Raw genomic sequence first — 14,788 nt, forward strand, 5'->3', positions numbered from 1 at the left:
GGTTAATAAAATATTAAGGATTAGCTCATGAAAAAGATATTGTTATTCGTCGTGTGTTTTAACTGGATTTTTGCGGCATTTGCTGATAATGCTACTCTTACGGTAAGTCCTGGTAGCGGAAAAGCACATTGTTTTAATTTTGCATGTTCTGTCTTGTTGAAACCACTAAGCACAGAATATTCTGATTTTGCAGATGTGATCATTACTAATAAATCAGCTTTTGAAACTGCTTTAAATATAATTGTTACTCAAGCCCCACCTAACGGCATGGCCATAGGAGTCTTTCCTCCCCCTGTAGACAGTTTAATTTATGTTCAATACGACCCCAGTATGCCCGCACCTTCAGTTACCCCGTGTTATATTCTTCCTGCTAAACGTTTAAGTCCTGGAGCTTCCTGTTCGATTCGATTTTTTGCTGACGAAGAGGCGATTTCTGTGGGCCCCATGCGACTGACCATTCAGGGGGCAAATACAGCACCTATAGACGTGACTTTTGAAGTGCAACAACAAGACTAAAAGCGAAAAAAGCCGTTATTTATCTTTAAATGACGGCTTAATTTTATGAAAACTACAGTGTCATTTTCAAATCTCCTGGAACCCAAAGCCTGCTGTATTCTGCTTCTTCTTTCAGGCCTGATGCTTCCATTGGGATTCGCTCCCTTTCATATCACACCCTGTTTGTTTGTTAGTCTGGCTTTGTTTTATTGGATTTTGCTTGGTAGTAAGCAATCGTCATTTGGGCTGGGCTTTCTTTACGGGCTTTGCTTTTTTGGGCTGTCAATGAACTGGCTCTATAGAGCTTTGCACACTTTATTTGAAACAGTAACCGTTGCTTTGTTTTTAACAATGCTTCTCATTATGTACTTGTCGCTTTTTACCGCACTGGTTAGCTTATTTTTTAATCTTCTCAAAAAAAATCTGCATCAGATTTTATTGCCCATTCTGTTTGCGAGCTTATGGACAGTGTCTGAAATGATCCGTTCCTGCTTTATGGGGGGATTTCCCTGGATGTTGCTGGGTTATGCGCAGGTAGATACTTTATTGGCTTTAACGATTCCTTACATCGGCATATATGGGGCTGGCTTTTTAGCCTGTATCATTTCAGCTTCAATAGCGCAATTGAATACTCTTACTCTGAAGTTCTGCTTTCTTATGTTGATATGTATTCCTGGAGTGATTTTGAATTCATCGGTACCTGAAGAGCTTGCTTTATCTGTAGCTGTAATTCAACCCAATCAATCAACTGAGAATAAATGGGATCAGGAGTCATTTGTTACCACATTAAAAAATATAGAAGCTAAAATTGATCAAAGCCTGGGGCGAGACTTAATTGTTCTTCCAGAAACCGCTATTTCTGTTGCGGTACAATATCTCCATCCTTATATAAAAAAATTGGAAGCTAAGGCGATAGCACATCACTCTGCTTTGCTGCTTGGAATACCTGTTGCTACAAAGAATTCTAAAAATACCTCATATGCCAATGCACTTTATGCTGTTGGTAAAGCAACTGGGCAACATTTAAAACATCATCTGGTGTTATTTGGCGAATATATTCCCCAATATTTAACCCGGTTTACTCAGTGGTTTCCATTGTCTACGGCAGATTTTTTTCCAGGGGGAGTGCAGCAGAAATTAGTTCGGGCACACCAAATACCCTTTGTCAGTTTAATTTGTTTTGAATTAGCCTTTGAAGATATGATACGGTCACAATTGCCTGAAGGTCAGTGGATTGTTTCAATAAGTGACGATGCTTTGTTTGGCAAGACGATACAGCCGTACCAGCAATTACAAATCGCTCAAGCGCGCTCACTACAAACAGGACGTTATCAAATTGTTGCTAATAATAGTGGTTTGTCCTCTGTCATCACTCCTCATGGGCAGATTGTGAGTAGTTTGCCTCATGACACGGAAGGCGTCTTAAATGCCTCTATTGAGCCAATAAAGAGTAGTACCTTCTGGGTGACATGGGGAAATACTCCTGTTTATTGCATTTTGATAGTATTTTTTGCATGGGTTGTTTTCAGAACCCTCAATTCTAATGGTTACATTTCAAATTCAGGCAGTTTTTCAGTGGTTTCTGCATGGTCTTTTTTGGGGGGTGGTTTCAAAAACAGGAGTAAAGGTATTGTTGCTATCACTAACCACATCATAAAACGAAAATCCTGCAAGTAGGCAAGAGTAGCTGCCTGGCGGGTTACTTCTGCATTAAGAGAAGCGAGACCCAGGAGAGAGTCGGTTTTCATCACACCCATTTCATTCGCCTGTCTTAAACTCAAATTAAAGGGAGTAATAAAATTGGCAAAGGCTGCATGATTGGCTTGAAGGTTTTGTGCCAGTTTGGTCATGACTATTGAAATGCCAATGCTGCTGCCTATGTTTCTCAACAAGCTGAACAGGGGCGGACCATCGTTGCGGTATTTGACCGGTAAGGTTGCAAAAGCCAGAGTGGATAAAGGTACAAAGATAAAGCCAAGGCCAAATCCCTGGAGTATGCCTGTAAACACAATGGTGGAATCGCTGATATTGGTATTGAATAAAGTCATGAGCCATAAAGAATAACTGGTGAGTATTAAACCTGCAAAAATGAGATGGCGTGAATCTGCTTTACCCGATAGTTTTCCAACGATCATCATGGACAACATAGTTCCTACACCTCTAGGAGCCAATACCAGTCCCACATCAATGACCGGGTAATTCATCAGGCTTTGTAAAAAGGGTGGCAGTAAAGCCATGGTGGCCAGTAAAATAATGCCAATCATAAAGATAAAAAGCAGGCTTACACTGAAATTGCGGTCTTTGAACATGCCAGGGTCAATAAATGGCTTTTTGTCAGTCAGAATGTGGACAATGAACAGATAAAGGCACAGTACGGAAATAATTCCTTCAATGATAATTTCGTTACTGTTTAACCAATCCAGCGATTCACCGCGGTCTAGGCATAATTGCAAAGAGCCAATGGCAATACTTAAGAATGCGAAGCCCATTAAATCAAAATGAGTTCCTTTTTCCAGTTTGTCTGGCGGTAAGAACGTATTTAACCCTAGCCAGGCAAGTAAGCCAAAAGGCAAATTAATATAAAATACCCAGCGCCAGTTGTAGTATTCAGTGAGCCATCCGCCAAGCGATGGTCCAAGAATGGGACCTACCATGATTCCCATTCCCCAAATGGCCATAGCGGAACCATGTTTTTCAGGAGGATAAGAATCCAACAGTACGGATTGGGAAACAGGAACCAGACTGGCTCCAAAAACACCCTGCAGCAAACGGAATAAAACAATTTGCGGTAAACTTTGAGCGGCGCCACAAAGCATGGAGGCAATGGTAAATCCAACCACTGACCAGATGAACAGGCGTTTGCGGCCAAAACGATTACTTAAAAAACCGGTGAGCGGCATGAAAATGGCGGCAGCCACGATATAGGAAGTCAGTACCCAGGATATTTGTTCTTGAGTAGCCCCCATATCTCCTTGCATGTGTGGCAAGGCCACATTGGCTATAGTGGTGTCCAATGCCTGCATAATGGTTGCCAGCATCACGGACAGGGTGATGAAGACTGCCTGTGATGAGGGTTGTGTTTTGTATGTCTTAAAAACATTCGACATTTAAATTCACTCAGGTTGTTTTAGCTGTATTAGTGTCTTTTGTATCGATTTTTACCCAGGAACTTAAGCCTGATCTGAGTTGCGGGCTGCCAGCTTCTGGTATCAGTTTTATCCGGACTGCTACTCTTTGGGCTATTTTCACCCAGTTCCCTGTCGCGTTCTGAGCTGGAATAATGGAAAACTCAGAGCCGGTGGCTGGACTTAAACTTTCCACCACGCCCTTCCATTTTTTACCGGGATAAAGGTCAATGGTAGCAATTACCTGTTGCCCTGGGCGTACATTAGTAAGCTCCTTTTCAGTAAAATTAGCTTCAACCCAGGGATGATCGTTAGTAACTAAAGTCATGGTGATGTTGCCGGCGCCAATAAATTGGCCAGGCTTTGGGGGAGCATTGATTGTCCCTGATATGGGAGCCCTGATTTCCGTATGAGCTAAATCGAGTTTGGCTTGATCCAGTTCTGCTTTAGCCATTAAGTAGCTGGGATGCTTTTCAACTGGTTCGTTTACGCTGCCCGCCAATGACTCAGCCAAACGTTTTAAATCATATTGTACGGTCGTAACTTGTTGTGCGGCAATTTCCGCACCTTCTTTTGCATCGTCAAGACTGGACATTGAAGTAAAATGTTTTGCAGCAAGATCGGTCTGACGTTGTTTGTTGCGTAGTGAAAAATTATATTTGGTTCGCGCCAAATCGATTTCTGCCTGCTTTTCACGATAGCTTGCCTTAAGGGCCAGAATATCAATGCGCACCTGGGATAATTTGGATTCGGCTTTGGCCAGAGCGACTTTAAATGGCTCCTGATCCAGACGATACAGGAGTTGACCCTTGGTAACATTTTGGTTTTCCCGCACCAAAGTTTCTTGAATGACACCAGAAACCTGCGAACTTATGGGGATTTTATCTGCTTTAACATAAGCATTTTCGGTCTCTACATAACGTCCACCCATTAAATACATCATGGTTATGACTAACAGGGCAAAAGCAGGGACACCAACCAAGAGCATCAAGCGTTTGGAACGTGGTTGCTCTTCGGGAGCAACGACTATGGGTGTTGTTGTAGACGCTTCTTGCAATTCATTCATTCTGTTGATCCTTTATCTGGCATTGGACTGTCTTTTTCCTGAGGTCAGGAAGTGAGTCTCTTCGAAATGATTCCATCTTACTCCTCTTGGCCCCATGGAAGGAAGAGTCTTGTCATCAGATTATTTCTCTTTGTATCTCTGGCAGTTATATCTGCACTCAATCTGCGGTATCATTGCCTAAACAGTATCGTAACGGGTTTTTTATGCAATTCACTGATAAATTAAACAAGGCCGGCGAGCATCCTCTGTCTTTGCAAGGTTTGGCGGGCTCACTGGACGCTGTACTGACTGTACCGGAAACAATTCAGAGTGATCATGTTGCTTTTCTGGGGCACCCTCATTCCCTGCAGGGTGGCACGATGAGCAATAAAGTCGTGACTACCATGGCTCGTGTTTTTAAAGAGCTGGGTATTCCTTCATTGCGTTTCAATTTCAGAGGCGTGGGGCAATCTGCGGGTGTTTACGATGACGGAATTGGTGAAAGTGAAGACATGCTGGCTTTGGTCAAGGCGTGGCAAAAAGAACGGTCTGAGATCAAACTGATCTTTGCAGGCTTTTCTTTTGGCTCTTACGTTGCCTACCGAACCGCATCTCAATGTGGGCAGGGGGTGTTGATTACTATTGCCCCGCCAGTACATCATTACGATTATAAAGAATTTCAGCCCTCACCCAATCCATGGCTCATCGTTCAGGGCGATGCGGATGAAGTAGTACCGGCAGAGCTTGTACTTGATTTTGCCCAAGAGGCTAGTCCTGTGATCCCCGTGATTGAATTTGCTGATACAGGTCACTTTTTTCATGGCAAATTAATAGAGCTTAAAGAAAAACTGATCGCCTATGTTCGTACTCAGGTTTGAGCATGACTTTATTAATGGCCTATGAAGCTGCGGTTCAACGTGGTGAAATTAATGATGATCCCAGTCAAAAAGAACTGTTGGCGCAGATGCAGCGTCTTGCCGATGAATTGGCTGAGCCGACTTCATGGTTCAGCTGGGGTAAAAAAACGATTAAAGGTTTATACATTTATGGACCAGTAGGCGTTGGTAAAACCTATCTTGTGGATATGTTTTATCATTATGTTTCCGAGCCTAAGAAAGCCCGCTTCCATTTTCATCATTTCATGCAGCAGATTGATTTTAAATTAAGGCAATTACAAGGGCAAAAAGATCCCTTACGCCTCATCGCCAAAGAAATTGCCAAATCAACACGTTTATTGTGTTTTGATGAATTTTTAGTCCACGATGTAGCGTATGCCATGATCCTTGCTGAATTGTTTTTGGCATTACAGAGTCATGGGGTGATTTTGGTTATTTCGTCTAATACTAAACCTGATGATTTGTATTTGAATGGCGTCCAGCGCGACCGGTTTTTACCTGCCATTGCCTTTATTAAAAAAGATTGTGATGTTATTTATCTCAACATTAACAAAGATTACCGCATCGGACACACGCCTTTACTGGATGCTTATTTATACCCTCTCAATGCTCATACGGCCGAGGTGATGGAACGCCAATTTAATTCATTGGTCACTGAGGTAGCCATTGATGGCGTTATTACAGTGCAAAACAGAGAGGTAGCCTATCTCAAATGCAGTGACCGAACTATATGGTTTGCTTTCGATGTGTTGTGCAATCCTCCCAGAAGCCAACTGGATTATCTGGAAATGGCCGAGCGCTTCGATACCATTTTTGTCAGTGGTCTTCCTTGTTTGACAGAAAAACATACCTTGCAAACCATCATGTTTATTCATTTCATCGATGTCATGTATGACCGGGGAATCAAGATTGTTATTTCCGCAGCAGTCCCTATTGATGAGCTCTATGTTAAAGGTGAAATGAAAGACACGTTTAAACGCACCTTAAGCCGTCTGGCTGAAATGCAGTCTGTAGATTATCTGAGTCGCCATCCGCGCCGCGTTGTCCATGACATGGCATGATGTGATAATTTTTTTATCAATTGAGAATGATTCTCGATATCATTTGTGGTAAAATATCCTGATTGAATCATTTTTTACTGTACAACATGCACATTACTGAACTAAAACAAGGTGACAAAGTCCGTCTGGTGGATTTCGGTGCGACTGAACTGCAATACAGACGCAGGCTTTTATCCTTAGGCGTAACCCGTGGTGTTGAGTTTTCAGTAGTGCGTATGGCACCTTTGGGTTGTCCTGTGCAAATTGAAGTAAGAGGCACTTCACTGACTTTACGTAAAGAAGAAGCGAGTCACCTGGTTTTGGAGCGTTTATGACTCATGTTTTATTAGTAGGTAATCCTAATTGCGGTAAAACCACATTATTTAATGCCCTGACTGGTGATAATCAACGCGTAGGAAATTGGCCGGGTGTGACTGTTGAAAAGAAAACAGGAACAATGGCTGTTGCTCATCAACAGATTGAAGTCACTGATTTACCAGGAATTTATTCTCTGGTGGCCAATGCAGAAGGCGTAAGCCAGGATGAGCAAATTGCCGCACGCTCCATAGTAACCCTTGATTCTGATTGCATTATTAACGTGATAGATGCCAGCCATCTGGAACGGCATTTGTATTTAACCAGCCAGCTTTTGGAATTAGGCAAGCCTGTTATTGTGGCGCTCAATATGATGGATATTGCCCAACAGCGTGGCATAAGCATTGATATTAATGCTTTGGAACAACAATTAGGTTGCCCTGTTATTTCCATTCAGGCACATAAAAATATTGGTGTTGCTGCGTTGCAACAGGCTTTGACCAATTTGCCCGAACAGATAGCTCCCTGGATGTTACCTTTGTCTGAACCAGTGCACAATGCTCTGGAGCAGCTGGAGCAGAAATTAATCGCTAAAGGCTACAGCCCGGCTCTTGCCTGTTATTATTCCCGCCGCCTTGCTGAAGGGGATACTTTATTAACGGACGAATCGTTTCAAGTCGATTTGGATAATAATGATTTAGGCATTGATGTTTTATTAGCCGATGCCCGTTATCAGAAAATCCATGATGTAGTCAGTAGAGTGCAGCAAAAGCGCAGTGATGCCAGTGAACATTTTACCGCAAAACTGGATCGTATCGTCTTGCACCGTTTTTTTGCGTTGCCCATCTTTTTCGCCATGATGTATTTGATGTTCTTATTCGCTATTAATATTGGTGGAGCATTTCAGGACTTTTTTGATATAGGTACCGATACAGTCTTTGTTCAGGGTAGCGCCTGGTTACTACAGCAATTACACGCACCTCTCTGGCTGATTGCCCTTATTGCGAATGGAGTGGGCAAAGGGATTAACACGACCTTAACCTTTATTCCGGTTATTGCTTCCATGTTTTTCTTTTTATCGCTGCTGGAGACTTCCGGTTACATGGCTCGTGCTGCTTTTGTAGTCGATAAAGCCATGCGCGCTATGGGGTTGCCAGGTAAATCCTTTGTACCCATGATTGTGGGCTTTGGTTGTAATGTGCCTGCGATTATGGCTGCTCGTACCCTGGATTCGGAACGTGATCGCTTGCTGACGGTCATGATGAGCCCTTTTATGTCCTGCAGCGCTCGTTTGGCTATTTATGCTGTATTTGTAGCGGCTTTTTTTCCTACAGGTGGCCAGAACGTTGTCTTTTCTTTATATCTGGTGGGAATTTTGATGGCGGTTTTGACCGGGCTTATCCTGCGTAAAACCAGCCTGAAGGGGCATGCCTCTCCTCTAATTCTTGAGTTGCCGGCCTACCATAAACCTTCTTTGAAGCGTTTAATCAGAGAAACATCAATGCGCTTACGTTTCTTTGTTTTTCGGGCAGGAAAGCTAATTATTCCTGTTTGTATTATTTTAGGCGGTTTGAACGCTATTACTTTAGATGGCGGAATTAATTCAGGCGAAGCCAGCACTCAATCCCTGCTTTCTTTGATGGGACAGTGGATTACCCCTTTCTTCAGTCCTATGGGAATTCATCAGGATAACTGGCCTGCAACGGTTGGTTTATTAACCGGAATGTTGGCTAAAGAAGTAGTGGTAGGTACTTTAAACTCCCTTTATGCCCAAGTTGGGCATCTGGGAGAAGCTGCGGCAGCGCATTTTGATTTCTGGGGTGGTATGCAATCGGCTTTGTGGTCTATTCCTCATAACCTTTCCCAATTGGGCTCAGCTTTATGGAATCCAGTGTTAGCCAGTGCTGCGGAGAGTGATGTATCGCAATCTGTTTATGGCATGATGGCGCAACGTTTTGATGGTCAGGTTGGGGCCTATGCCTATTTGCTCTTTGTTTTGCTCTATATCCCTTGTGTTTCCACCATGGCAGTTATTCGTCAGGAAGCGAATAAGCAATTCATGTGGACTTCTGTTATCTGGTCCTTTGTCGTGGCTTATGCTGCTGCTGTTGTTTTTTATCAGGCTGCACAATTGTTCGTTCATCCGCAACAGAGCATTTTGTGGATAGCGGCCATGGTGATGAGCGTAATCCTGGTGGTCACTGTATTTCGTTATAGTGGGCAGAATATGGGGAGGCACGATGCTGCTGCAAATTCGTAATTACATTTGCCGGGAAGGTGTGGTCAGTACCCAACAGCTGACGCGCGAATTTCGTCTCGAGCTTTCCGCTTTGCAACCCATGCTGGATATTTGGGTGAGCAAAGGAGCCATAAGAAAGTGTCAGGAAAAAACAAGCTGTCAGAGCGCCTGTTTCAAATGCCGTACTCCACCGGAATATTACCAATATATAAATTGATTTGTAGCCTTGATTACAGCTTTTTTACCTAATATTAAAGCATCTTTCGTGCTCATCCTGCTATTTTGCGCTAATATAACCATATCACTGTGAAAACTTGGGTAAATAAATGGCTGACTCTGAAGAGATGGGGAAACCGGGTTTTGTGGAATCTAACATTGCTGATCGCAAGTTGGCGATGGAGTTGGATTTAAACGATCCTATTACTCTGGTTGAACGAGTGTACCAAATCTGGTGGCATTGGGCGGATTTTCATATCTATATCATATCACCACACATAGACACTATTTCTCCTCCTATTATTATTCCGCCAGAGCCTATACCTGGCAGTAATGACCTGGAATTTGTTTATCCTATTCATGATTTTGGCTCCAGATTATCGTGCTCTAAAAGTGAAGACATGTATAGTGCTGGAATGTCCATGTGCAAATTATTCTTTACTATTGAAAAAATGATCCATATTCTCGTTGAGCGCATGAAATCAGGGGGAGTAAGTGGGGAAGATGAAGTTCAGGTCGCTTTCGGTGGACATGAAATTGCGCAAAGAAAAGCTTTTGAATCGGTCATCAATTTGAGTTACAACGTGGTGGTAACTAACTTTGATCCTGGTGCATGGGGCGAACGCTATCTGCAAAACGTGAAACGAATTGCAGACAAAGGATATGGCTATCCTTCAGAAACGCCTAGAGAAACCTACAAACAAATACATAACCCTTCTTCTGCGGGAATTAAACGCTAGGATTGAAGGGTTCATTTCCCGGCCCCTTGACCGCTCTCCCATATCACGTCGTCCTGAGCGCGTCTTTTTGCGCGAAGGACGACGTGGCTTGGAAGGGGGGGGACTTGTACTGATCATCCTGTTTATTTGCATCCTTTTTACAGGGGTAAAAGAGGAGGAGCATTCAGCGCTGCGCTTCATCCAGTCTACTTTTGATATATAACTATTTTTTTTCTAATAAAATCACATCTGAACCGCGGATGTGGGTTATCTTTTTCACGCTTACAGCAGCGTTTTGTACTGTTTTTTGCACATCAGCAAATAAGTCAAAACCATGATGTTCTGATGGTCGTAATAAAAAATAAGCACGGCCTTTGGGAGCAAGGGAATTTTCCAGTGCCTTGATGTAATTGTGAAAAGAACTGTCCAGATAAAAGCGACAGCGATTTTTAAAAGTGGACGGTGAAAGCATCCCATGACCTTCCATGAAGTAGGGTGGGTTACTGACAATCAAATCAAACCTATCTGACCAGCTTGGGCTATGTAATGCATCATAATTTAAAAGATGCCAGAAAAACTGTAATTCAGGACGATTAACATGAGCCACATTCTGATAAAAATATTCAGTATAAACATCCTGAATCTCGATAAACTCAAAGTGCCGAATTGCACGCAGATGCCAGGACAATTCAATACCAATAACGCCACAACCAGCGCAGAGATCCAATACTTTTAATGAATCAAGATCAGTACGGGATTCCAATTGCCCTGCAACAAAGCGAGCCAGGTGAATTGAATCAAGACTAAAACGATATTCGTCCGGTTGTTTGTAATGATAGGTAAAATACATCTTAAAATTAATTCCTGATTAAGTAATCTTCTTTTTTATTGTTCAACAAAATAAATCCGATGAGTAGTTATTTTAATTGGTAGCGTTATAGCATGTTTTGAGTATTGCGCAAGATGTGTTCAGTATCTTTTCCATCAGGCAGGGTATACAATTTGTAACATGGTCTGCTTGCAGCTGTCTTTTGATCACCTCTCTATGCCTTACACCAATGATAAATAAGGCTCTGTGCCGCAACAAAAATTCCGCTTCCTGACGGTCGCGGCTCGGTTTCCGGTGCACGATGAAGTCAATACGAACGCACGAAAACCGAGCCGCGACCGTCAGGAAGCGGAACAGTTATACTGGCAGGGACTGTGTTTACGGTATGATCCCACTTGATTGTTGGCTTAATTTGTTTGTAACATGAGCAAAATAAACCGTGCCTGTTGTATCTTAAACCATTAAATGGCCAATCAAAAACAAATCGCAAAGATGGTTTTATCGAATCGTTACTTCGATGCCGTTCGGGCTGAGGAAGCGCGATAGCGCTGTCTCGAAGCCTTGGCATGGTACTAAGGCTTCGAGACGACTCAGCCCGAACGGATCGAGGTAAATCAAGCTTCTTATCCATAACTCACATTATATTAAGATATAGCTCCAACTTCTTATTATTAATATTTCTCTGGATTTTTTATATTATTAAAATGACATTTCATAATTTAGATTTACATGATGATTATTGCAATGTGAATGCTTATAATAATATTTTTTAAGATAAAATTTATGACACCTGAATCTTCGCTTATGCTAAATTCAGGCCTTTATCTTTTATATCAGATTTATGACAATGAGTTTGTAGTAGTATTTGCTGTGGTTTCACTTGGTTTGGGAGCTTTGGAAAAAAATCTAAAATTAGCCAATATTTTTTCTTTCTCATCGGAAGAAATATTATTTTGATCCAGTACATCACTAAGCCCTTCTTCGCTTGCATTCATTGATGCTAACATCTTGGTACTTAAAGGAAATTCTACAGTTGGAGAAGATAAATTAATCTTATGCTGAGCAATATAACCAACTACTTCTTCTTGTGTTCGAAAAGTACTTAATAGCAATATTAAAAACTCATTCATTGCCATTTTCATTAAAAAGGACATTGGTTTAACATCGCTCTCTTCTGTTTGCGGTAATATTGTGTTGTCTATTTTAATTCCAGTCATTTTGTTTTATAACCCACTTGTTTATAATTTGGATTGCAATATAACAGATTAATTATTTGAATGTAAATAGGTTCTAATTTTTATAAATCCGTAATTTAATCGGACATATTTTATAGATGAAAATTACTTTATAGAAAAATTACCTTATTAATCCATTGCTGGGGTTTTATTCTGAGATAAAATTTTAAGTAGAAAATTACCTCCAAAATAAATACCCGCTTGAAAATCAGGTTTATTTTGCCTCATAAACAGCAGAATCGTGAATTTTTAATTGAATATCGCGTTTATGTGTTTTTGATTCAAATTTCAAAGCCTGCATTTGCCACTTCTATTGAGGTGTTAAAGAATCTGATTCTTCTGCGACAGGAGCAGAACTTGCTGTGGCTTCATTTTTATTAAATAGTACCTGAACATTTTTTCTTTGTCGTGGCGTAGAAGTTATTTTCTGATGACTCACTTTCTTTGCGTCACTATCAGCGCCCGAGTAAAAACGGACTATTCTCTTTCGAGAATAAAGATCGTGCATTGAGAAGGACAGTTTCTCTGCATCAGTTTCCTGTTCCTTAGGCGTGATCTTGCCCGGTTTTTCGTCAGGATCAGGTTGACTCTGATGGCTGGAACTCGATTCGGCAGGGCGCTCCAGTTCTACATTTTGAATAAAGGGTTCAAACGATTGTTCTGACTTCACCTGTAACTCAGTGCTGGTACATAATTCTAAAAGAGCAGGGCAAAGTACGCCGCTTGTTTTTATTTTTTCCAGACTACGTGGCGTTTGTAAACCTACGACAATATCCAAAGCAAAGGATAATTCCAGTCGCAGCATTTTAGATGTTTGTTGAGGCCAGTTGTCTGGCAGATTCTGCTCAATCTTTTTTAGTATGGGTGATACACAGCCAAAATAAAAAAAGGTTTTAAGGAAAATATCCTGTGTTGTATGTAATGCCCGGATTACCTCTTCTCTATTTTCCAGGACTTGTGCAGCACTCTTTAAGCAGAGTTCAAAATTACCAACTAACTTTAAGATATCGTCAACCAAGGCTATAAATGCCTCTCTGGTAAGCGCGTCATTCTTTACTAAAAGCGCTCCACTCTTGGTACTGGAGGCAGGAAGTGCTTTAATAAAATCAGAAACAATGGTTGTGAACGAGGGATGTTTTTCAGTTAATAATTCTCCTATTAAAATCAGGAGCGTTGAATGACGGCAAAAGCCATCAGTTTTTTCAGCATTAAAAAATGCTTTAACTATAAGGGGATTAAATGTCTCTTGTTCAAAATAAGGAAGAAACTGTAAAGCCAGTTGTTTAGTGTTAATTCCATTTAAGATTTTTATCAATTTATATAAACTATTAATCTGAACTCCGTAAAGATTGAAGTTCTGAGGAGAGTCATTCATTGCTAACAGTTTGGCAATCTCTGCAAAATTAACCACAAAGAACTCCATATTTTTTTTGAAAATGTCCTGAGCCTCTGTAATGTATTTTTTACTAACTTTAAGTTTATCCTTTATAAAATTATTTACTTCGTTTTGAGTGTGTTGTGTAAGCGCTTTCTGAATCTCTTTTGCATCTTTCTTTAAGATTTTCTTTATTTCCTTATCGTCTGAGTCAAACAAATGCCTCAGATGTTTTGCGTAATCATCATTTCCAAAAACTACTGCAAGTCCAGTAAATACAATATCCTTTTGGTCTTCTATAATCTTTTTCAATATTGTTTCATCATGGGGCAGCTTTGACACCTTGTCTTTCAATGTAATTAAATCATCAACGCCCTTTTCAAATCCGAACTTTTGGGCTAAATAAAGTCCCTCATTGATAATCGTTAACAAAACATGTTTTTGCAGAAGTGGTGTAAGGCTCATAGGTACAACTCGAATTTAGAATTTTCTATTACAGAAAAATGGTTAAGGCAACGTTTAAAGTTCAATTTAAAATCATACTAATGAATGTCTTGAAAGTTAGTAGTATTCCACATAGCTTTATCAATTGACATAGAAAAACACATAGTGACAAGAGTGTAATAATAACATTTTTTGATTAAGAAAAAATTATGTCGTGAAGTTTATCTTTGCTGACTGTTTGGAATTCAATCAAATTTTGGGACTTTGGCTAAATCATCTTCCCATTTCGCTCGACTATTATAAAAATATGTGCAGTGGTGCTATCTCAGTATTACTTGTTTTGAGATAATTCAACCCTGATTGTAGAACTTAGAGGAAGAAATGTGGTACATCAGAAAAAGTGATGAGCTAACGGTATTCATTTATGTTCAGCCAGGTGCGAAATCGACAGAAATTGTTGGCATCCATGATGGCGCTCTAAAAATTAGATTAAATGCTCCACCTATTGATGGACGAGCGAATGATGCATTACAGAAATTTTTAGCGAAACAATTTCATGTCCCAGCCAGTAAGGTTCAACTGATGCATGGAGAGAAAAGCAGAAAGAAGAAATTTGTGATTTTTGGTACTGAAGTTGATCCGGACAGTTTATACCAAACTCCCCAATAAATGAGTCTCAGAAACCAATTAATAGACTGAAACAGGTATGGGCTCAGCACTTACTTAAGGTTTTTTTATTCTATTTGTAGCCCGGCCTGCTTGCAGCCGGGAATTGACGCTCGTTACACAGAGGAAGTTCTAACTAAGTCTCCATT

13 protein-coding genes and 1 pseudogene are annotated in these 14,788 nt (G+C 40.9%); 9 read left to right on the forward strand and 5 right to left on the reverse strand.

Annotated elements, in window-relative coordinates:
• Positions 1-27: 27 nt before the first annotated feature.
• Positions 28-516: a hypothetical protein gene (locus B094_RS0101535; protein WP_018576025.1), complete on the forward strand. Its 489-nt coding sequence runs from the start codon at positions 28-30 to the stop codon at positions 514-516.
• A gap of 120 nt (positions 517-636) precedes the next feature.
• Positions 637-1,923: pseudogene (gene lnt, locus B094_RS17530) on the forward strand (apolipoprotein N-acyltransferase); the annotation flags it as partial.
• 119 nt (positions 1,924-2,042) lie between these two features.
• Here the strand turns inward: lnt and B094_RS0101545 are convergent.
• Both B094_RS0101545 and B094_RS0101550 read right to left on the reverse strand, forming a co-directional pair.
• Complete coding sequence (locus tag B094_RS0101545; RefSeq protein WP_018576028.1) at positions 2,043-3,602, reverse strand: DHA2 family efflux MFS transporter permease subunit; 1,560 nt, start codon at positions 3,600-3,602, stop codon at positions 2,043-2,045.
• Between the two features lie 10 nt (positions 3,603-3,612).
• On the reverse strand, positions 3,613-4,686 hold the full coding sequence (locus tag B094_RS0101550) for an efflux RND transporter periplasmic adaptor subunit (protein WP_018576029.1): 1,074 nt from the start codon (positions 4,684-4,686) through the stop codon (positions 3,613-3,615).
• Positions 4,687-4,889: 203 nt separating this feature from the next.
• On the opposite strand from B094_RS0101550, the gene B094_RS0101555 reads away from it, so the two are divergent.
• The 6 genes from B094_RS0101555 (at position 4,890) to B094_RS0101580 (ending at position 10,111) form a co-directional block, all read left to right on the forward strand.
• On the forward strand, positions 4,890-5,543 hold the full coding sequence (locus tag B094_RS0101555) for an alpha/beta hydrolase (protein ID WP_018576030.1): 654 nt from the start codon (positions 4,890-4,892) through the stop codon (positions 5,541-5,543).
• A 2-nt stretch (positions 5,544-5,545) separates the two neighbouring features.
• On the forward strand, positions 5,546-6,622 hold the full coding sequence (gene zapE / locus B094_RS0101560; RefSeq protein ID WP_018576031.1) for a cell division protein ZapE: 1,077 nt from the start codon (positions 5,546-5,548) through the stop codon (positions 6,620-6,622).
• An 86-nt stretch (positions 6,623-6,708) separates the two neighbouring features.
• Positions 6,709-6,936 carry a FeoA family protein gene (locus B094_RS0101565; protein ID WP_018576032.1) on the forward strand — a complete coding sequence of 76 codons (228 nt, stop codon included), beginning with the start codon at positions 6,709-6,711 and terminating at the stop codon, positions 6,934-6,936.
• Positions 6,933-9,176, forward strand: coding sequence for a Fe(2+) transporter permease subunit FeoB (gene feoB / locus B094_RS0101570; protein ID WP_018576033.1), 2,244 nt, complete (start codon positions 6,933-6,935; stop codon positions 9,174-9,176). Before B094_RS0101565 ends, feoB begins: the two co-directional genes overlap by 4 nt.
• On the forward strand, positions 9,157-9,372 hold the full coding sequence (locus tag B094_RS0101575) for a FeoC-like transcriptional regulator (protein ID WP_018576034.1): 216 nt from the start codon (positions 9,157-9,159) through the stop codon (positions 9,370-9,372). The genes feoB and B094_RS0101575 overlap by 20 nt, the downstream gene beginning before the upstream one ends.
• Before the next feature lie 109 nt (positions 9,373-9,481).
• Positions 9,482-10,111 carry a hypothetical protein gene (locus B094_RS0101580; RefSeq protein ID WP_018576035.1) on the forward strand — a complete coding sequence of 210 codons (630 nt, stop codon included), beginning with the start codon at positions 9,482-9,484 and terminating at the stop codon, positions 10,109-10,111.
• A gap of 202 nt (positions 10,112-10,313) precedes the next feature.
• Here B094_RS0101580 and B094_RS0101585 read toward each other — a convergent pair whose 3' ends face one another.
• The 3 genes from B094_RS0101585 to B094_RS0101600 form a co-directional block, all read right to left on the reverse strand.
• Positions 10,314-10,940, reverse strand: coding sequence for a methyltransferase (locus B094_RS0101585; RefSeq protein ID WP_018576036.1), 627 nt, complete (start codon positions 10,938-10,940; stop codon positions 10,314-10,316).
• An 818-nt stretch (positions 10,941-11,758) separates the two neighbouring features.
• Positions 11,759-12,136 carry a hypothetical protein gene (locus tag B094_RS0101590; RefSeq protein ID WP_018576037.1) on the reverse strand — a complete coding sequence of 126 codons (378 nt, stop codon included), beginning with the start codon at positions 12,134-12,136 and terminating at the stop codon, positions 11,759-11,761.
• A gap of 328 nt (positions 12,137-12,464) precedes the next feature.
• The gene (locus B094_RS0101600; protein ID WP_018576038.1) at positions 12,465-13,994 is read right to left on the reverse strand and encodes a hypothetical protein; all 1,530 of its coding nucleotides are present in this window, start codon (positions 13,992-13,994) and stop codon (positions 12,465-12,467) included.
• 360 nt (positions 13,995-14,354) lie between these two features.
• Here B094_RS0101600 and B094_RS0101605 point away from each other — a divergent pair, with 360 nt between their 5' ends.
• The gene (locus B094_RS0101605) at positions 14,355-14,642 is read left to right on the forward strand and encodes a DUF167 domain-containing protein (RefSeq protein ID WP_018576039.1); all 288 of its coding nucleotides are present in this window, start codon (positions 14,355-14,357) and stop codon (positions 14,640-14,642) included.
• Positions 14,643-14,788 lie beyond the last annotated feature (146 nt).

This window comes from Legionella shakespearei DSM 23087 (assembly GCF_000373765.1).
Lineage (GTDB): Bacteria > Pseudomonadota > Gammaproteobacteria > Legionellales > Legionellaceae > Legionella > Legionella shakespearei.